This window comes from Burkholderia reimsis, from assembly GCF_003294055.1.
In the GTDB taxonomy this organism is placed as follows: domain Bacteria; phylum Pseudomonadota; class Gammaproteobacteria; order Burkholderiales; family Burkholderiaceae; genus Burkholderia; species Burkholderia cepacia.
In genome coordinates, this window is sequence record NZ_QMFZ01000022.1 from 54891 (window position 1) to 72985 (window position 18095).

The window sequence follows — 18095 nt, forward strand, 5'->3', positions numbered from 1 at the left end:
TGAGCGAAGCGAGGAAGAAAGACATGAACGCGGTACCAAAGAAGAAGGGCTTGGGACGTGGCCTCGAAGCGCTGCTCGGCGGCAGTGCCGATATCACCGAAGCGGTGAAGATCGAAGGGGCACCGAACACGCTCGCGCTCGGCAAGCTGCAGGCCGGCAAGTACCAGCCGCGGACGCGGATGGACGAAGGCAGCCTGCAGGAGCTCGCGGCGAGCATTCGCGCACAGGGCGTGATGCAGCCGATCCTGGTACGGCCCATTTCATCAGACAAATACGAGATCATCGCGGGCGAGCGCCGTTTCCGCGCGGCGCGCCTGGCGGGCCTCGATGAAGTGCCGGTGCTCGTGAAGGATGTGTCCGACCAGGCCGCCGCGGCGATGGCGCTGATCGAGAACATCCAGCGCGAGGATCTGAACCCGCTTGAAGAGGCGCACGGTATCCAGCGCCTGCTCGACGAGTTCGGTTTCACGCACGAACAGGCGGCCGAATCGGTCGGCCGTTCGCGCAGTGCGGTGTCGAACCTGCTGCGCCTGCTGAACCTGGCTTCGCCGGTGCAGACGATGCTGCTGGCCGGTGATCTCGACATGGGGCACGCGCGCGCGCTGCTCGCCGTCGATGCAGCCACGCAGATCACGCTCGCCCATCAGGTCGTCAACAAGCGCATGTCGGTGCGGGAGACCGAGAAACTCGTCTCGCACACGACGAAGGAAGCGCCGGCCGTGAAGGCGCGCGCGAAGGACGACGGCGGCCGCGATACGCGCCGTCTCGAGGAGGAGTTGTCCGACCTGCTCGCGTCGACGGTGAAGATCAAGCTCGGCCGCCGCGGGCGAGGGCAGGTCACGATCGACTTCGGCAACCTCGACGCGCTCGAGGGCATTCTCGTGCGGCTGCGCGGCAACGTCGCGACCGAAGAGTAACGCGGTGCCGATGGAGAAGACGGGCGCGCCGACTCCGCGCCGGTGGTTGGGATGGCTTGCGCAGGAGCCGGTGCTGTCGGTTCTCGTACTTGGCCTGATCGTGCTGCAATGGGTGCGTCCGCAACCATTTTCCGTGTTGGCCGGTCGTGTCGACTGGCAGACGGTCGCAACGCTGGCGGGCCTGCTGATGCTGACCAAGGCGCTCGAGTTGTCCGGCTGCCTGATGTGGCTCGCACACCGTATCGTGCATCACGTGCATTCCGAACGCGGGCTCGCGTTGTTGCTCGTGGGGTTCGCCGCGTTGTTGTCGATGTGGCTCACCAACGACGTCGCGCTGTTCGTCGTCGTGCCTTTGATGGTCTCGTTGCGTGCGCTGACGCCATTGCCGTTCCGGCGGCTCGTGATCGTCGTCGCGCTGGCGGTCAACGCGGGGTCCGTCGCGACGCCGCTCGGCAATCCCCAGAATCTTTTCCTGTGGCAATTGAGCGGCGTGTCGTTCGGCCGCTTCGTCGTCACGCTCGGGCCGCTCGCGATCGCGCTGATGGCGCTGCTGCTCGTGCTGACCGCATGCGCGTTTCGCGCAAAGCCGCTCGACTTGTCCGGTGATGCCACTGCGCTGCCCGTGCAACGCATGCACGCGCTGATCGCGGCGGCGCTGTTCGCCGCATTCGTGCTGCTCGCCGATGCGCATCATCCGCTGCCTGGTCTCGTCGGTGTCGCCATCGTGCTGCTCGCCGTCAAACGCGACGCAGTCCTGAAGATCGACTGGCTGCTGCTGCTGATCTTCGTACTGATGTTCGTCGTGCTGCGTACCGCGGCTGCGCTGCCCGTCGTGCACGACACGATTGCGAACGCGCAGCTCGATTCGCCGCTGCGCGTCTACGCGGCCGGCGCGCTGTTGTCACAGGTCATCAGCAATGTGCCGGCCGCGATCCTGTTGTCGGAATTCACGCATGACTGGCGTGCGCTCGCGTTCGGCGTATCGGTCGGCGGCTTCGGCTTCGCGATCGGCTCGCTTGCGAACCTGATCGCGGTGCGTCTCGCGAAGGAGCCGCGCATGTGGCTGCCGTTCCATCTGGTCTCGATTCCGTTCGCACTCGCCAGCGCGGCGGTCGGCGCGTGGCTGCTCGTTCATGGTTGAGTGACGCGGCTGCGCGCGGCACAGCCGTGCGATTCGGGTGGCGGGGCGGGTGCAGGGTATTCGCGCTGGTTGCGGGGCTGTTGATAAGTCCGGCAATTCACAGTCGATTCCCTGTGGTGGCATGACAACTGATTGGATGATCCGACGCGTCGACGTCGGCCCGGATTTCGTGCATCCGGTGCTGCTAGGTGGTCACAGGGTTTTGCCTGTCCGCTGCGTCGTGCCGGGCGCGAGCCCGGGGCCGCGTCACGGCGTGGATTCCGGACGGCGTTCGTGCCGTCCCGCCGGCACCCGCGTCGGGCCTCGTTTCCTTGCCATTTCCTCGTCGCCGGGTTTTTTCGAGCAAGAAATACCGGTGCAAAAAAGCGACCTTACAACTGTCATCGTACGTCGTCGAATCGCGTGTTTTTTCACATGATGAGGCGTCGTTTTACGCAGGTTTTTGTCGCGTCTAAAGCCTTGAATCACTTGCAACTATCGCTTACAATCGCCCGGATTTGTTAGCTAGGCACCCCTGAAAGCTTTCAGAAAGCTTGGGGCCGGGTTCAAGGATTTTGCGGAAGATTGCGATGGCGGGTCAGGCGCCGGACGACAGGCACGATGATCAGCGCACGCAACGCACCGCTTCGGCGGCCGGCGAGCGGCGCGAATCCGACGATGACTGGGACGCCGAGCAGCAAGATAACAACATCGTTCCGCTCACGCGGGCAGAAGCCGAAAAGCTGTTCGGCCCGAACGTGAGCAAGCCCTCGCGCGTGACCCCCTATAAGGTGGTATTCGCGCAAGTGGTTCTGTCCCTGGTTGCAACGCTGGCGTGGTGGCTGTTTTCGAAGTCGCCGGGCGCCGCTGCGCAATCCGCGTTTCTGGGCGGAGCGATCGGCTGGGTGCCCAGTGCGGTATTCGTGGCACGACTGAAGGCAGGTGGTTCGGCCACCGTGATGAGCTGGGTGATGGGCGAAGCCCTGAAGCTCGCTCTGACGATCGGGATGTTCACTGCAGTGGCGTTCGGCTGGGCCGGCGTGCACTGGGTGCCGTTCCTCGTCACATACCTCGTCGTGCTGAAGACGTACTGGATCGCGCTGGCCTGGCGGTAAGGAACAAGCAGCGTGCGGTTTCGACAACGAACCGCACCGGCCCGTTCCCGCAATAGCGTGTTGCGGAACGGGCAAAACGATTTTCGACAATTTGGGTGGCATTAACGATATGGCAGCTAGCGAAGGCACGCGCGGTCCGGATCCGTCCGAGTACATTGCGCACCACTTGCAGAATTTCTCCACCTCGCATCAGACGTCGATTTTCGACATCCACGTCTGGAATCTCGACACGCTGTTCTGGTCGATCGTTTGCGGCATCGTGACGATCGTCTTGCTGCGTCTGGCTGCCCGCAAGGCGACGTCGGGCGTGCCGGGCCGTTTCCAGTGCGCGATCGAGATGCTCGTCGAGATGGTCGAAGACCAATCGAAGGCCATCGTTCACGGCAATCGTACCTTCATCGCTCCGCTCGCGCTCACGGTGTTCGTGTGGGTCGCGCTGATGAACTCCCTCGACTTCCTCCCGGTCGACCTGCCGGGCCGCGTGATCGGCCTGCTCGGTCTGTCGGACGTGATTTCCCACCATCGCATCGTCCCGACGGCCGACCTGAACGGCACGCTCGGCATCGCGCTCGGCGTGTTCGTCCTGATGATCTACTACAGCATCAAGATCAAGGGCGCGGGCGGCTTTGTGCATGAGCTGCTGTCGGCACCGTTCGGCGCCCACCCGCTGCTGTGGATCCCTAACCTCGCGCTCAACATCGTCGAATATCTCGCCAAGACCGTCTCCCTCGGTATGCGGCTGTTCGGCAACATGTACGCGGGTGAGCTGTTGTTCCTGTTGATCGCCCTGCTCGGCAGCATGTGGAGCTTCGGTGGCGACGCAACGTTCCTCGGCTTCGTTGGCCACGTGATCGCGGGCAGCGTCTGGGCAATCTTCCACATCCTGATTGTTCTGTTGCAGGCATTCATTTTCATGATGCTGACGCTGGTGTATCTCGGCCAGGCGCACGACAAGCACTAAGCGCGGCGTGCAAAAAAGAGTTTCCGTTTTAGTTTTTTAAATCTCAGTTCCAAGTCTTTTCACAAAGGAGTGATCATGCAAGCTTACATCGCCAACATCCAGGGTCTGACCGCCATCGGTATCGGCATCATCATCGGCCTGGGTGCAATCGGCGCCTGTATCGGTATCGCGCTGATGGGTGGTAAGTACATCGAAGCCTGCGCACGTCAGCCGGAACTCATCAACCCGCTGCAAACGAAGATGTTCCTGCTGGCTGGTCTGATCGACGCGGCATTCCTGATCGGCGTGGGTGTTGCAATGCTGTTCGCGTTCGCGAACCCGCTCCTGTCGAAGCTCGTCGCAGGCTAAGGTTCCTCGGAAATATGCGTCCGGCGTGAGCCGGCGCAGGGCGGAACGGAGACTTGGGGCGCTGATCGAATGCAACTCGATGAGCGCCTTACCGTTTCATTTTTCCGGAATAGCAGATAAGGAAACACCGTGAATCTCAACGCAACTCTGTTTGCGCAAATGGTCGTGTTCCTGGTCCTCGCGTGGTTCACGATGAAGTTCGTGTGGCCGCCGTTGATCAACGCCCTCGACGAACGTTCGAAGAAGATCGCCGACGGCCTCGCCGCCGCCGAGAAGGGCAAGGCAGAACTCGACGCAGCGCACAAGCGCGTGGACCAGGAACTCGCGCAGGCCCGCAATGACGGCCAGCAGCGCATCGCCGACGCTGAAAAGCGTGCCCAGGCGGTCGCCGAGGAAATCAAGGCCAACGCCCAGGCTGAAGCCGCCCGCATCGTCGCCCAGGCGAAGGCGGAAGCAGAACAGCAAATCGTGAAGGCGCGCGAAGCGCTGCGTGGCGAAGTCGCTACGCTGGCCGTGAAGGGCGCCGAGCAGATCCTGAAGCGCGAAGTCGATCAAACGGCCCACGCCCAACTGCTGAATCAACTGAAAGCCGAGCTCTGATCATGGCCGAACTTGCAACCATCGCCCGCCCTTACGCAGAAGCGCTGTTCCGCGTGGCCGAGGGCGGTGACATCGCCGCCTGGTCCACGCTCGTGCAAGAGCTGGCCCAGGTTGCGCGTCTGCCGGAAGTGCTGTCGGTCGCGTCGAGCCCGAAGGTGACGCGCACGCAAGTAGCCGAGTTGCTGCTTGCTGCTGCGAAGTCGCCGCTCGCGGCCGGCGCCGAAGCGAAGAACTTCGTGCAGATGCTGGTCGACAATCATCGCATCGCGCTGCTGCCGGAAATTGCCGAGCAGTTCGAGGCGCTCAAGAACGAACGTGAAGGTGCAGCCGACGCCGAGATCGTGAGCGCGTTCCCGCTGAACGGCGCGGATCTCGACAGTCTCGTCTCGGGCCTCGAACGCAAGTTCAAGCGCAAGCTGAAACCGACGGTCGAAGTCGATTCGTCGCTGATCGGCGGCGTGCGCGTGACGGTCGGCGACGAAGTGCTCGACACCTCGGTTCGCGCGCGCCTCGCATCGATGCAGGCTGCCTTGACCGCCTGAGCGCCACGCCGGCACGCAACAGAATTGACTATCAGGAGCGAATAATGCAACTCAATCCCTCTGAGATCAGCGAGCTGATCAAGAGCCGGATCCAGGGCCTTGAAGCGAGCGCAGACGTTCGCAACCAGGGCACCGTGATCTCCGTGACCGACGGTATCGTGCGTATCCACGGCCTGTCGGACGTGATGCAGGGCGAAATGCTCGAGTTTCCGGGCAACACGTTCGGCCTCGCGCTGAACCTCGAGCGCGACTCGGTCGGCGCGGTGATTCTCGGCGAATACGAACACATCTCGGAAGGCGACATCGTCAAGACGACGGGCCGCATTCTCGAAGTCCCGGTTGGCCCGGAACTCGTCGGCCGCGTGGTCGATGCGCTCGGCAACCCGATCGACGGCAAGGGCCCGGTCAACGCGAAGCTGACCGACGCGATCGAAAAGATCGCCCCGGGCGTGATCTGGCGTAAGTCGGTGTCGCAGCCGGTGCAGACGGGCATCAAGTCGATCGACGCGATGGTGCCGATCGGCCGTGGCCAGCGTGAGCTGATCATCGGCGACCGTCAGTGCGGCAAGACCGCGGTGGCGCTCGACGCGATCATCAACCAGAAGGGCAAGGACCTGATCTGTATCTACGTCGCGATCGGCCAGAAGGCTTCGTCGATCATGAACGTGGTTCGCAAGCTCGAAGAAACGGGCGCGATGGAATACACGATCGTCGTCGCCGCTTCGGCTTCGGATTCGGCAGCGATGCAGTACCTCGCACCGTACGCCGGCTGCACGATGGGCGAATACTTCCGCGATCGCGGCCAGGACGCGCTGATCATCTATGACGACTTGACCAAGCAGGCTTGGGCATACCGTCAGATCTCGCTGCTGCTGCGCCGCCCGCCGGGCCGTGAAGCGTACCCGGGCGACGTGTTCTATCTCCACTCGCGTCTGCTCGAGCGTGCGGCTCGCGTGTCGGAAGAGTACGTCGAGAAGTTCACGAACGGCGAAGTGAAGGGCAAGAGCGGCTCGCTGACGGCACTGCCGGTCATCGAAACGCAGGCTGGCGACGTGACCGCGTTCGTTCCGACGAACGTGATCTCGATTACCGACGGCCAGATCTTCCTGGAAACCGACCTGTTCAACGCAGGCATCCGCCCGGCAATCAACGCCGGCGTGTCGGTGTCGCGAGTCGGTGGCGCCGCTCAGACGAAGGTCGTGAAGAAGCTGTCGGGCGGTATCCGTACCGACCTCGCGCAGTACCGTGAACTGGCGGCATTCGCGCAGTTCGCATCGGACCTCGACGAAGCGACCCGCAAGCAGCTCGAGCGCGGCCGCCGCGTGACGGAACTGCTGAAGCAGCCGCAGTACCAGCCGCTGCAGGTCTGGGAACTGGCCGTGTCGCTGTACGCCGCGAACAACGGCTACCTCGACGACCTCGACGTCAAGCAAGTGCTGTCGTTCGAGAAGGGCCTGCGCGAAAACCTGAAGACCAGCCACGCTGACCTCATCAAGCGCATCGAAGACACCAAGGATCTCTCGAAGGACGACGAAGGCGCACTGCGCTCGGCGATCGAATCCTTCAAGAAGTCCGGTGCCTATTGATCCGCGAGTGACACACTGAGGCCGCGCGGGTGCTGATGCGCCCGCGCCGCTTCGGTGAGCGATGCATGAGCCCCGAGTAAAGCGCTAAAGCGCTAACTCGGGGCGCAAAGGAGCAAGCTATGGCTGGAATGAAGGAAATTCGCGGGAAGATCAAGAGCGTGCAGAACACGCGCAAGATCACGAAGGCGATGGAGATGGTGGCCGCATCGAAGATGCGTCGCGCGCAGGAACGCATGCGCGCCGCTCGTCCTTATGCGGACAAGGTCCGTGCCATCGCCGCGCACATGAGCCGTGCGAACCCGGAGTACCGTCACCCGTTCATGGTGGCGAACGAAGGTGCGAACACGGCCGGCATCATTCTCGTTACGACGGACAAGGGTCTGTGCGGCGGTTTGAACACCAACGTGCTGCGTGCGACGGTTCAGAAGTTCAAGGAGCTGGAAGAGAAGGGCCAGAAGGTCGAAGCTACCGCGATCGGTAGCAAGGGCCTCGGGTTCCTGAACCGCTTCGGCGCGAAGGTGATGTCGCAGGTCGTGCACCTCGGCGACACCCCGCATCTGGACAAGCTGATCGGCGCCGTGAAGACGCAGCTCGATCTGTACTCGGAAGGCAAGCTGTCGGCGGTTTATATCGCTTACACGCGCTTCGTCAACACGATGAAGCAGGAAGCCGTGATCGAGCAGTTGCTGCCGCTGTCGTCGGAACACTTCGAAGCCGATGACGGTACGCCGGCCACGTCGTGGGACTACATCTACGAGCCGGACGCGCAGGCAGTCGTCGACGAACTGCTCGTGCGTTACGTCGAGGCGCTGGTGTACCAGGCCGTCGCGGAAAACATGGCGTCCGAGCAATCGGCGCGCATGGTCGCGATGAAGGCCGCGTCCGACAACGCGAAGACGGTGATCAGCGAACTGCAGCTCGTGTACAACAAGAGCCGCCAGGCCGCGATCACGAAAGAACTGTCGGAGATCGTCGGCGGCGCAGCCGCTGTTTAAGCGCGCGCCACGGACGACAACTGCGCCTTTGCGCGAGTAAAGAATCAGGTATTTAAAGGAAAAGCGATGAGTACTGCTGCTTTGGTAGAAGGCAAGATCGTACAGTGCATCGGCGCCGTTATCGACGTGGAATTCCCGCGCGACAGCATGCCGAAGATCTACGACGCGCTCATTCTCGATGGCTCGGAACTGACGCTCGAAGTCCAGCAACAGCTGGGTGACGGCGTGGTCCGTACCATTTGTCTGGGTGCATCCGACGGCCTGCGCCGCGGCCTGACCGTGAAGAACACGAGCAAGCCGATTTCGGTGCCGGTCGGCAAGCCGACCCTCGGTCGTATCATGGACGTCCTCGGCCGTCCGATCGACGAAGCCGGCCCGATCGAAAGCGAACATACGCGTTCGATCCACCAGAAGGCTCCGGCGTTCGACGAACTGTCGCCGTCGACCGAACTGCTCGAAACGGGTATCAAGGTCATCGACCTGATCTGCCCGTTCGCAAAGGGCGGCAAGGTTGGCCTGTTCGGTGGTGCAGGCGTGGGCAAGACCGTCAACATGATGGAGCTCATCAACAACATCGCGAAGGAACACGGCGGTTACTCCGTGTTCGCGGGCGTGGGCGAGCGTACCCGTGAAGGGAACGACTTCTACCACGAAATGAAGGACTCGAACGTTCTCGACAAGGTCGCGCTGGTGTACGGCCAGATGAACGAGCCGCCGGGCAACCGTCTGCGCGTCGCGCTGACCGGCCTGACGATGGCCGAGCACTTCCGTGACGAAGGCCTCGACGTGCTGTTCTTCGTCGACAACATCTACCGTTTCACGCTGGCCGGTACCGAAGTGTCGGCACTGCTCGGCCGTATGCCGTCGGCAGTGGGCTATCAGCCGACGCTGGCTGAAGAAATGGGCAAGCTGCAAGAGCGCATCACGTCGACCAAGAAGGGCTCGATTACGTCGGTCCAGGCCGTGTACGTCCCTGCGGACGACTTGACCGACCCGTCGCCGGCTACGACCTTCGGCCACCTGGACGCAACCGTCGTTCTGTCGCGTGACATCGCTTCGCTGGGTATCTACCCGGCGGTCGACCCGCTCGACTCGACGTCGCGCCAGATCGACCCGAACGTGATCGGTGAAGAGCACTACTCGATCACCCGTCGTGTTCAGCAGACGCTGCAGCGCTACAAGGAACTGCGCGACATCATCGCGATTCTGGGCATGGACGAACTGTCGCCGGAAGACAAGCTGTCGGTCGCACGCGCGCGTAAGATCCAGCGTTTCCTGTCGCAGCCGTTCCACGTCGCTGAAGTGTTCACGGGCTCGCCGGGCAAGTACGTGCCGCTGAAGGAAACGATCCGTGGCTTCAAGATGATCGTCGACGGCGAGTGCGACCACCTGCCGGAACAGGCGTTCTACATGGTCGGCACGATCGACGAAGCCTTCGAAAAGGCCAAGAAGATCTCGTAAGGGTCAGGCGTAACGCAGCGGGCGCCGCTACGTCCGTGAGGGATACCTTGATGGTATCCGTTCGCGGACAGGCGCTCACGTAATACGCTCAACCCGCCGTGCATGGGATCGGAGCCGGCGCTGAAGCGCTCGTTCCGATCGACAGGAGTCGATATGGCAACCATCAAAGTAGACGTCGTCAGCGCGGAAGAGCAGATCTTCTCGGGCGAGGCGAAATTCGTCGCGCTGCCGGGCGAAACGGGTGAGCTGGGCATTCTGCCGGGTCACACGCCGCTGATCACGCGGATTCGTCCGGGTGCGGTGCGCATCGAAGTCGAGGGCGGCAACGACGAATTCGTGTTCGTCGCGGGCGGCATTCTCGAAGTGCAGCCGGGTGCCGTGACGGTGCTCGCCGACACCGCGATCCGCGGCAAGGACCTCGACGCGGCGAAAGCCGAGGAAGCACGCAAGCGTGCCGAGGAAACGCTGCAGAACGCGAAGTCGGATCTCGACCTCGCGAAGGCGCAATCCGAGCTCGCGACCGCGATGGCGCAGCTCGAAGCGATCCAGCGTCTGGCGAAGATCCGCAGCCGGCACTGAGCCGCGCCGCGTATCCCGCGAAAGAAAGCAGCCTTCGGGCTGCTTTTTTTTCGCCCGTCGTTTTCATCTGTTTTTACGGGTCGGATCATACCGTCCGGTCGTGCTATTTCACCCGTCCGTCGCGATTCGATGTCAGAGTGTCGTCAGCCGCGCACGGCATCATCCGCTCAGAGGCTATCCGTCGCGACGTCGGCGGAGGAGACACGCGTGAGCCGCATGTCGGGCCGGTCAGACAAAAACAGACGGAGACATTCATGGCAGCAGACCTTGGCGTGGGGGCGCTGATCGCGCCCGAAAACGGATTGTCGTACGTGCGCGGCACGACCGACGTGCCGCTCTCCGAAGCGACGATCGGCCGGTTCCTGCTCGACACGGCCGGCCGCTTTCCCGATCGTCCGGCCGTCGTGTTCCGCGAGCAGCAGGTGCGCTGGACCTGGCGCGAGTTCGCGAACGAGGTCGACGTGCTGGCGGCCGGGCTGGCCTCGCTCGGCATCGTGAAGGGCGATCGCGTCGGCATCTGGTCGCCGAACCGCAGCGAATGGCTGCTCACGCAGTTCGCGACCGCGCGGATCGGCGCGGTGCTCGTCAACATCAATCCGGCCTACCGGCTCGCGGAGCTCGAATACGCGCTGAACAAGGTCGGCTGTAAAGCCGTGATCGCCGCCGAGCGCTTCAAGACGTCCGCGTACGTCGAGATGCTGCAGACCATCGCGCCGGAACTCGCGACCGCGACGCCGGGCGACCTGCATGCGGCGCGCGTGCCGAGCCTGCGCACGGTCGTGTCGATGGGCGACGTCGCGCCGGCCGGCATGTTCCGCTTCGCGGACGTGATGGCCCGCGGCCGCCAGGCCGTCGATCCCGCGCTGCTCGATGCGATCGGCGCGACGCTCTCGGCGACTGATCCGATCAACATCCAGTTCACGAGCGGCACGACGGGCAGCCCGAAGGGCGCGACGCTCACGCATCGCAACGTCCTCAACAACGGGCGCTCGATTGCGACCGCGATGCGGTTCACCGAGCAGGACACGCTGTGCATCCCGGTGCCGCTCTATCACTGCTTCGGGATGGTGCTCGCGGTGCTCGCGTGCGTGTCGAAGGGGGCGGCGATGGTGTTCCCGGGCGAAGCGTTCGACCCGGTCGCGACGCTCGCGGCGGTGGCCGAAGAGCGCTGCACCGCGCTGCACGGCGTGCCGACGATGTTCATCGCGGAGCTCGATCATCCGGCATTCGCGCAATTCGACCTGTCGACGCTGCGCACCGGGATCATGGCCGGCTCGCCGTGCCCGATCGAGACGATGAAGCGCGTCGTGTCGCAGATGCACCTGTCCGAAATCACGATCGCATACGGGATGACGGAGACGAGCCCCGTGTCGTTCCAGAGCTCGACCGATGATCCGCTCGAGAAGCGCACGACGACGGTCGGCCGCATCCAGCCGCATCTCGAAGTGAAGATCGTCGATCCGAGTGGCGATATCGTGCCGGTCGGCGCGACGGGCGAGCTGTGCACCAAGGGCTATTCGGTGATGCTCGGCTACTGGGACGACGACACGAAGACGCGCGAGGTGCTCGTGGACGGCTGGATGCATACGGGCGACCTCGCGACGCTCGACGCGGACGGTTACTGCAACATCGTCGGCCGGTTGAAGGACATGGTGATTCGCGGCGGCGAGAACGTCTATCCGCGCGAGATCGAGGAATTCCTGTTTCGGCATCCGAAGATTCAGAGCGCGCAGGTATTCGGCGTGCCCGATGCGAAGTACGGCGAGGAGCTGTGCGCGTGGATCGTGCTGCGCGCGGATGAGCAGATGACCGAGGACGACGTGCGTGCGTTCTGCAACGGGCAGATCGCGCACTACAAGATCCCGCGCTACATCCGCTTCGTCGACGAGCTGCCGATGACGGTGACGGGCAAGGTGCAGAAGTTCGTGATGCGCGACCGGATGATCGAGGAGCTGAAGCTCGACGTGCAGAAGACCGCTTAGCGCGGCAAGAAGAAGGGAAAATGCGCTGGAAGAACGCGGCGGCCTGCGGGCCGTTGCGTTTTCGATGGACGAAAAAAAGCGGGCTTATTAGCCCGCTAAAAACCACACGCTACGGGGTTAGCGCGAGGAGACCAAAGATGAAACCGAGTCCGGCGGGGGGCCGGAAACGACTCCAACAGGGATGCCCCTCGGAAGGGCTTCGGTACGTGACCGACTGGCTCGCAGCGCTTCGCGTCCGCTCACACTTGGCACACGAGACCGCATCCGTGTTGAAACCGTTGAGGCCATTGTGGGCGAATTAATGACCCCTCGCGGTAACAAAGTGTTTCAGGTTGTAACGCCCGCCAGATAAGGCTTTCCGGGATTTTTTGCTGTTTTTGAGGGCCCGAAAAAGGTCATTTTTACCCATATTTTCCGCAGCGTTTTCAGCGCGTGCGCACGATGCGTTTTTCATGCGTATCAGGCTCGACGAATTGCCGATTTGCACGCGAGAAAATGCGCGGTTCGGCAGATGCCGCGCATGACGATTCATTCGTCAGAAAGATTTTGAAACGTGATTGGCCGGCGCGGAAGTCGACCGTTCGGCCAGTTCGCCGGCATCGGGCCGATTTTGCCGGCGCCGGCGAGCTGCGTCGAAGTGTAACGGCGGCGATTCGGCCGCCGCCGTGCAGCGATTTTCGCGGGCGGCGGCCGCGGGGTCGGTGCCCGCTAAAGTCGCTGCGGGACGCCGCGTGCGAACCCGCTTACTTCAGCCATTTGTCCGAAATCGCCTGGTATTCGCCGGTCGACAGCGCGAGATGCAGCCACTGGTCGACGTACTGCTGGAACGCGACGTCGCCGCGCGGCACCATGTACGCCTTCTCGCCGAACTGGAACGGCTTGTCCGGATGCACCGAGCACAGGCCCGGATTCAGCTTTTGCTGCAGCAGCGTCTCGGACGCATCCGTCACCATCACGTCCGCCTTGCCCGCGAGGATTTGCTTGAAGATCGTTACGTTGTCCGGATAGACCGTGAGGTTCGCGTGCGTGAAATACTGCTTCGCGAAACGCTCGTTGGTGCCGCCCGGGTTCACGATCACGCGCGTTTCCGGCCGGTCGATCTGCGCGACGGTCTGGTATTTGTCGGCGTCCGCGCAGCGGACGATCGGCGTCTTGCCGTCCACGACGTACGGCTGCGTGAAGAACACGCGCTTCTGGCGCTCGAGCGTCGTCGAGACGCCGCCCACCGCGATGTCGCATTTCGCGACAAAGTCGCCGGTCAGGTTCGGCCAGCTCGTCTTCACGTAGTCGGTCTTCACGCCGAGCGATTTCGCGAGCGATTCGGCCATGTCGATGTCGATGCCCTCGAAGCGGCCGTCCGCACGGTAGTACGAATACGGTTTGTAGTCGCCCGTCGTGCAGACGCGCAGCGTGCCGCGCGCGAGCACGTCGTCGAGCCGCGAGCCGGCGCCCGGTGCGGCAGCGGCTGCGCCCGCCGCGGTCTGCGCGTGCGCGGCGGCGCAGCAAAACAACGCGGCGGCGGCGAGCGTGGCGAATGGTTTCATCGGTCTCCTCCTTCGTTTCGTTCGATATGAGCGTCCGATCATAACGGAGCCATCGCGCGCGTCATATGGCCGCCATCGCGCCGGCATGCGCAGCCTTGCGGCGGCTGTCCGGTAAAATGCCGCTTTGCCTTCGCACCGTCGCTCCTACCGTGGCCCATACCCTGCTCAACGACACCTTCCTGCGTGCGCTTCTGCGCGAGCCGACCGACTACACGCCGATCTGGCTGATGCGCCAGGCCGGCCGCTACCTGCCCGAATACAACGCGACGCGCGCACGCGCCGGCAGCTTCCTCGGTCTCGCGAAGAATCCCGAATACGCGACCGAAGTGACGCTGCAGCCGCTCGAGCGCTTTCCGCTCGACGCCGCGATCCTGTTCTCGGACATCCTGACGATTCCGGACGCGATGGGCCTCGGCCTCGACTTCCAGGTCGGCGAAGGGCCGAAGTTCGCGCATCCGGTGCGTACCGAGGCCGACGTCGCGAGGCTCGCGGTGCCGGACATCGAAGAGACGCTCGGCTACGTGACGGGCGCGGTGCGCGAGATTCGCCGCGCGCTCACCGACGGCCAGGGCCGCCAGCGCGTGCCGCTGATCGGCTTTTCGGGCAGCCCGTGGACACTCGCGTGCTACATGGTCGAAGGCGGCGGGTCGGACGATTTCCGCACCGTGAAGTCGATGGCGTATTCGCGCCCCGACCTGATGCACCGGATTCTCGACGTGAACGCGCAGGCCGTGGCTGCTTACCTGAACGCGCAGATCGAAGCGGGCGCGCAGGCCGTGATGATCTTCGATACGTGGGGCGGCGCGCTGGCGGACGGCGCGTACCAGCGCTTCTCGCTGGACTACATCCGCCGCGTGGTGGCGCAGCTCAAGCGCGAGCATGACGGCGAGCGCGTGCCGGTCATCACGTTCACGAAGGGCGGCGGGCTGTGGCTCGAGGAGATCGCGGCGACCGGCGTCGACGCGGTCGGGCTCGACTGGACGGTCAACCTCGGCGCCGCGCGCGAGCGCGTCGCGGGGCGTGTCGCGCTGCAGGGCAACCTCGACCCGACGATCCTGTTTGCACCGCCCGCCGCGGTGCGCGAGCAGGCGCGCGCGGTGCTCGACAGCTACGGCAACCATCCGGGCCATGTATTCAACCTCGGACACGGTATTTCGCAATTCACGTCGCCCGATCACGTCGCCGAACTCGTCGACGAGGTGCATAACCACAGCCGCGCGATCCGTAGCGGAGCCGCCGGCTGAACGCAAGCGCTGTCATGCTGCACTGCGGGGTGACAGCGTTTCGTTATTGGCGCTAAACAGGGCGCAACCCCGCACCGGTTGCCGATTCAGTGCTTGTCAAGACTTGACTTATACACATTTTCCTCGTTGCAGCGCGGTAGAGCCCTGTGTCGGTCAAATTGCCTCGCTATGGTTCGGTAATTTGAATAGCAGCCTTATGGAATAAGGCTCCGCGGGGCACCGCAACAAGCGGCGAAAATCAGCGGAAAGCGCGGCCCCGCGTGCGTTGCGGCCGGTGAGCGGCGAGTTCTCAACAAAGTTATCCACAGGCTGGGCAGGGTATACGGCGATTCCTAATGCGAATCCAAAACTTAGCGCCGAATCTGAAGTTTTACTTTAAGTCCGCCGCCACGATGCGGGCGCGGATGCCGGCCGCCCATCTCGATGCGGTGCGTGCCGCCGCCGGAGCGCCGCGATGAGCGGCACCTACCTGCGCGTCGCGCTCGACCATCCGCTCGCCACTCTGTTCGACTATCGCTGCGACGCGCAACCGGCGCCCGTGCCGGGCACGCTCGTGCAGGTGCCGTTCGGCAAGCGGCAGGCGGTCGGGCTCGTCTGCGAAGTGACGACTCACACCGACGTGCCGCCGTCCCGGCTGCGCGCGGTCGACGCGATCTGCACCGACCTGCCGCCGTTGTCGCCGGACTGGCTCGCACTCGTGTCGTTCGCCGCCGATTACTACCAGCGCGGGCGCGGCGAGGTCGCGCTGCCGGCGCTGCCGCAGGCGCTGCGCGATGCGGGGCGCTGGGGGCGGCTGCTCGCGCCCGAGGTGCGCTACCGGCCGACGGAGGCCGGCCGCGCGGCGCTGCCCGATGCGTTGCCCGCACGCGGGGCCGCGCTGCGGCGCCTCGCGCAGGCGCTGGTCGACACCGGCTCGCTCGCGCTGCCCGATGCACGCGCGCTGCACCCGAAGGCGGCCGCGACGCTCGACGACTGGGCGGCGCGCGGCTGGGTCGACGTCGAGGAGATCGGCTGGGCCGATGCGCCTGTGCCCAAAGCTGTGGATAACCTGTTGGCAGCCGGTGGACGAACTGTGCCGCCGGCGCTCACGGACCAGCAGGCCGAGGCGCTCGACGCGATCCGCGCCGCGCAGGGCTTTGCGCCGTTCCTGCTGCACGGCGTGACGGGCAGCGGCAAGACCGAGGTCTATCTGCACGCGCTCGCGTCGCTGCTCGACGCCCGGCCGGACGCGCAGGCGCTCGTGCTCGTCCCCGAAATCAACCTGACGCCGCAGTTCGAGGCCGCGTTTCGCGCGCGCTTCGCGGGTGCGCTCGCCGACGACGCGATCGTCACGCTGCACAGCGGGCTCGCCGAGGGCGAGCGGGCGCGCAACTGGCTCGCCGCGCATACGGGGCGAGCGCGGATCGTGCTCGGCACACGCCTCGCGGTGCTCGCGTCGATGCCGGCGCTCGCGCTGATCGTCGTCGACGAGGAGCACGAGCCCGCGTACAAGCAGCAGGAAGGGCTGCGCTATTCGGCACGCGATCTCGCCGTGTGGCGCGCGAAGCAGCTCGGCGTCACGGTCGTGCTCGGCTCGGCCACGCCGTCGCTCGAAAGCTGGTGGCAGGCGGAGCAGGGCCGCTACACGCGGCTCACGCTGTCGCGCCGCGCGGTGGCCGACGCGACGCTGCCGACCGTGCGGCTGATCGACCTCGAAGAGGAGCGGCGGCGCGGCCGCGCGTCGATGGGCGGGCTGTCGGGGCCGCTCGTCGCGGCGCTGAAGGCGCGGCTCGAACGCGGCGAGCAGAGTCTCGTGTTCCTGAACCGGCGCGGTTACGCGCCGCAGCTCGCGTGCGACGCATGCGGCTGGGTCGCGGGCTGCCCGCGCTGCAGCGCGTACGTCGTGCTGCACAAGCCCGAGCATGCGCTGCGCTGCCATCACTGCGGCTGGGAAGCCCGCATTCCGCGATCGTGCCCCGAGTGCGGGAACGTCGACATCGCGCCGCTCGGGCGCGGCACGCAACGCATCGAGGAGGCGCTCGCCGAGGCCGTGCCGGGCGCGCGCGTGCTGCGGATCGACGCGGACAGCACGCGCCGCAAGGGCAGTGCGCAGGCGCTTTTCTCCGATGTGCATGCGGGCGAGGTCGACATCCTCGTCGGCACGCAGATGATCGCGAAGGGGCACGACTTCCAGCGTGTGTCGCTCGTCGGCGTGCTCAATGCCGACACGGCGCTGTTCTCGCATGACTTCCGCGCGAGCGAACGGCTGTTCGCGCAACTGATGCAGGTGAGCGGCCGCGCGGGGCGCGCCGGGCTGCCGGGCGAGGTGCTCGTGCAGACGCGCTACCCGCGTCACGCGCTGTATCACGCGCTCGGGCGGCAGGACTACGTCGGCTTCGCGAATTCGACGCTCGGCGAGCGCCGCGACGCGCACCTGCCGCCGTTCGTCTACCAGGCGCTGCTGCGCGCCGAGGGGCGCACGCTCGACGCGGCGCTCGCATTCCTGCTGCAAGCCGCGGCCGCATTGCCGGGGTTGCCGGGCGCCGATCGCGTGACCGTGTACGACGCGGTGCCGATGACGATCGTCAAGGTCGCGAACGTCCACCGCGCGCAATTGCTGCTCGAAAGCGCGTCGCGGGCGGCGCTCCAGCATGCGCTGCGCGCGTGGCAGCCGGAGCTGCGCGCGCTGAAGGGCGTGCTGCGGTGGAGCGTCGAGGTCGATCCGCTGGATATCTGAGCGGCGCGCCATGCGGCCGTCGTGCGGCGTGCCGAGTGCCGAGTGCCGAGTGCCGAGTGCCGAGTGCCGAGCACCGCACACCACGTGCCGCTGCGTCGACGCCCGTGCCGTCGGGCAGCCCCGAACCGCCTCTTGCCGCACGGCCACCCCCGGGCGCCCCATCCACCGCCACCCCAGTGCAACCCGTTTTCGTCCGCCGCCACGCGCGGGGAAGGTTGCGCATACATGTCAAATCGGCCTGCTCAGGGAAAACACCGATCCCCCGACCACGGGCAACTCCTAGGTTGCAACCGCATAAGTGGCTGATTATATTGACTAACCCAAGGGTGCAACCCGTCTCGCAATTTGGTTGCACCTTTTTATTGCGTGCCGTAGGATTTCGCGC

The 18095-nt window shown here is 64.7% G+C and carries 15 protein-coding genes; 14 read left to right on the forward strand and 1 reads right to left on the reverse strand.

The window, feature by feature from the left end:
* The first annotated feature begins 23 nt into the window (after positions 1-23).
* The 12 genes from DPV79_RS23950 to DPV79_RS24010 all read left to right on the forward strand — a co-directional run bounded on the left by DPV79_RS23950 (position 24) and on the right by DPV79_RS24010 (position 12206).
* The gene (locus DPV79_RS23950) at positions 24-917 is read left to right on the forward strand and encodes a ParB/RepB/Spo0J family partition protein (RefSeq protein WP_021160439.1); all 894 of its coding nucleotides are present in this window, start codon (positions 24-26) and stop codon (positions 915-917) included.
* Between the two features lie 10 nt (positions 918-927).
* Positions 928-2058, forward strand: coding sequence for an SLC13 family permease (locus DPV79_RS23955; RefSeq protein ID WP_048023974.1), 1131 nt, complete (start codon positions 928-930; stop codon positions 2056-2058).
* Between the two features lie 569 nt (positions 2059-2627).
* On the forward strand, positions 2628-3152 hold the full coding sequence (locus DPV79_RS23965) for an ATP synthase subunit I (protein WP_021160441.1): 525 nt from the start codon (positions 2628-2630) through the stop codon (positions 3150-3152).
* 109 nt (positions 3153-3261) lie between these two features.
* Positions 3262-4113 (forward strand): F0F1 ATP synthase subunit A, encoded by an 852-nt coding sequence (gene atpB, locus DPV79_RS23970; RefSeq protein WP_012492242.1) that lies wholly within the window; start codon positions 3262-3264, stop codon positions 4111-4113.
* Between the two features lie 75 nt (positions 4114-4188).
* Positions 4189-4461 carry a F0F1 ATP synthase subunit C gene (gene atpE, locus DPV79_RS23975; RefSeq protein ID WP_021160442.1) on the forward strand — a complete coding sequence of 91 codons (273 nt, stop codon included), beginning with the start codon at positions 4189-4191 and terminating at the stop codon, positions 4459-4461.
* 129 nt (positions 4462-4590) lie between these two features.
* Positions 4591-5061 (forward strand): F0F1 ATP synthase subunit B, encoded by a 471-nt coding sequence (locus DPV79_RS23980; RefSeq protein ID WP_021160443.1) that lies wholly within the window; start codon positions 4591-4593, stop codon positions 5059-5061.
* Positions 5062-5063: 2 nt separating this feature from the next.
* The gene (locus DPV79_RS23985; RefSeq protein WP_006482713.1) at positions 5064-5603 is read left to right on the forward strand and encodes a F0F1 ATP synthase subunit delta; all 540 of its coding nucleotides are present in this window, start codon (positions 5064-5066) and stop codon (positions 5601-5603) included.
* 44 nt (positions 5604-5647) lie between these two features.
* Entirely contained in the window at positions 5648-7189 is a 1542-nt protein-coding gene (atpA, locus tag DPV79_RS23990; RefSeq protein WP_021160444.1) for a F0F1 ATP synthase subunit alpha, read from the forward strand.
* A 119-nt stretch (positions 7190-7308) separates the two neighbouring features.
* Positions 7309-8184 (forward strand): F0F1 ATP synthase subunit gamma, encoded by an 876-nt coding sequence (gene atpG, locus DPV79_RS23995; protein WP_021160445.1) that lies wholly within the window; start codon positions 7309-7311, stop codon positions 8182-8184.
* A 66-nt stretch (positions 8185-8250) separates the two neighbouring features.
* A complete protein-coding gene (gene atpD / locus DPV79_RS24000) occupies positions 8251-9645 on the forward strand; it encodes a F0F1 ATP synthase subunit beta (RefSeq protein ID WP_021160446.1) in 1395 nt (464 codons plus the stop codon).
* Positions 9646-9798: 153 nt separating this feature from the next.
* Positions 9799-10224 (forward strand): F0F1 ATP synthase subunit epsilon, encoded by a 426-nt coding sequence (locus DPV79_RS24005; protein ID WP_006477288.1) that lies wholly within the window; start codon positions 9799-9801, stop codon positions 10222-10224.
* A gap of 254 nt (positions 10225-10478) precedes the next feature.
* Positions 10479-12206 carry an AMP-binding protein gene (locus DPV79_RS24010; RefSeq protein ID WP_113046642.1) on the forward strand — a complete coding sequence of 576 codons (1728 nt, stop codon included), beginning with the start codon at positions 10479-10481 and terminating at the stop codon, positions 12204-12206.
* A 743-nt stretch (positions 12207-12949) separates the two neighbouring features.
* Here the strand turns inward: DPV79_RS24010 and DPV79_RS24020 are convergent.
* The gene (locus tag DPV79_RS24020; protein WP_027788707.1) at positions 12950-13750 is read right to left on the reverse strand and encodes a transporter substrate-binding domain-containing protein; all 801 of its coding nucleotides are present in this window, start codon (positions 13748-13750) and stop codon (positions 12950-12952) included.
* Between the two features lie 149 nt (positions 13751-13899).
* On the opposite strand from DPV79_RS24020, the gene hemE reads away from it, so the two are divergent.
* Positions 13900-14994 carry a uroporphyrinogen decarboxylase gene (gene hemE, locus DPV79_RS24025; protein WP_279636580.1) on the forward strand — a complete coding sequence of 365 codons (1095 nt, stop codon included), beginning with the start codon at positions 13900-13902 and terminating at the stop codon, positions 14992-14994.
* 454 nt (positions 14995-15448) lie between these two features.
* Positions 15449-17710 (forward strand): primosomal protein N', encoded by a 2262-nt coding sequence (locus DPV79_RS24030; protein WP_059493866.1) that lies wholly within the window; start codon positions 15449-15451, stop codon positions 17708-17710.
* The last annotated feature ends 385 nt before the right edge of the window (positions 17711-18095 follow it).

What these genes read in the sequence shown, in the direction of transcription:
- DPV79_RS23950 (WP_021160439.1), top strand. Translation starts at nt 24, where the DNA reads ATGAACGCGGTACCAAAGAAGAAGGGCTTGGGACGTGGCCTCGAAGCG.
- DPV79_RS23955 (WP_048023974.1), top strand. Translation starts at nt 928, where the DNA reads ATGGAGAAGACGGGCGCGCCGACTCCGCGCCGGTGGTTGGGATGGCTT.
- DPV79_RS23965 (WP_021160441.1), top strand. Translation starts at nt 2,628, where the DNA reads ATGGCGGGTCAGGCGCCGGACGACAGGCACGATGATCAGCGCACGCAA.
- atpB (WP_012492242.1), top strand. Translation starts at nt 3,262, where the DNA reads ATGGCAGCTAGCGAAGGCACGCGCGGTCCGGATCCGTCCGAGTACATT.
- atpE (WP_021160442.1), top strand. Translation starts at nt 4,189, where the DNA reads ATGCAAGCTTACATCGCCAACATCCAGGGTCTGACCGCCATCGGTATC.
- DPV79_RS23985 (WP_006482713.1), top strand. Translation starts at nt 5,064, where the DNA reads ATGGCCGAACTTGCAACCATCGCCCGCCCTTACGCAGAAGCGCTGTTC.
- atpA (WP_021160444.1), top strand. Translation starts at nt 5,648, where the DNA reads ATGCAACTCAATCCCTCTGAGATCAGCGAGCTGATCAAGAGCCGGATC.
- atpG (WP_021160445.1), top strand. Translation starts at nt 7,309, where the DNA reads ATGGCTGGAATGAAGGAAATTCGCGGGAAGATCAAGAGCGTGCAGAAC.
- atpD (WP_021160446.1), top strand. Translation starts at nt 8,251, where the DNA reads ATGAGTACTGCTGCTTTGGTAGAAGGCAAGATCGTACAGTGCATCGGC.
- DPV79_RS24005 (WP_006477288.1), top strand. Translation starts at nt 9,799, where the DNA reads ATGGCAACCATCAAAGTAGACGTCGTCAGCGCGGAAGAGCAGATCTTC.
- DPV79_RS24010 (WP_113046642.1), top strand. Translation starts at nt 10,479, where the DNA reads ATGGCAGCAGACCTTGGCGTGGGGGCGCTGATCGCGCCCGAAAACGGA.
- DPV79_RS24020 (WP_027788707.1), bottom strand. Translation starts at nt 13,750, where the DNA reads ATGAAACCATTCGCCACGCTCGCCGCCGCCGCGTTGTTTTGCTGCGCC.
- DPV79_RS24030 (WP_059493866.1), top strand. Translation starts at nt 15,449, where the DNA reads ATGAGCGGCACCTACCTGCGCGTCGCGCTCGACCATCCGCTCGCCACT.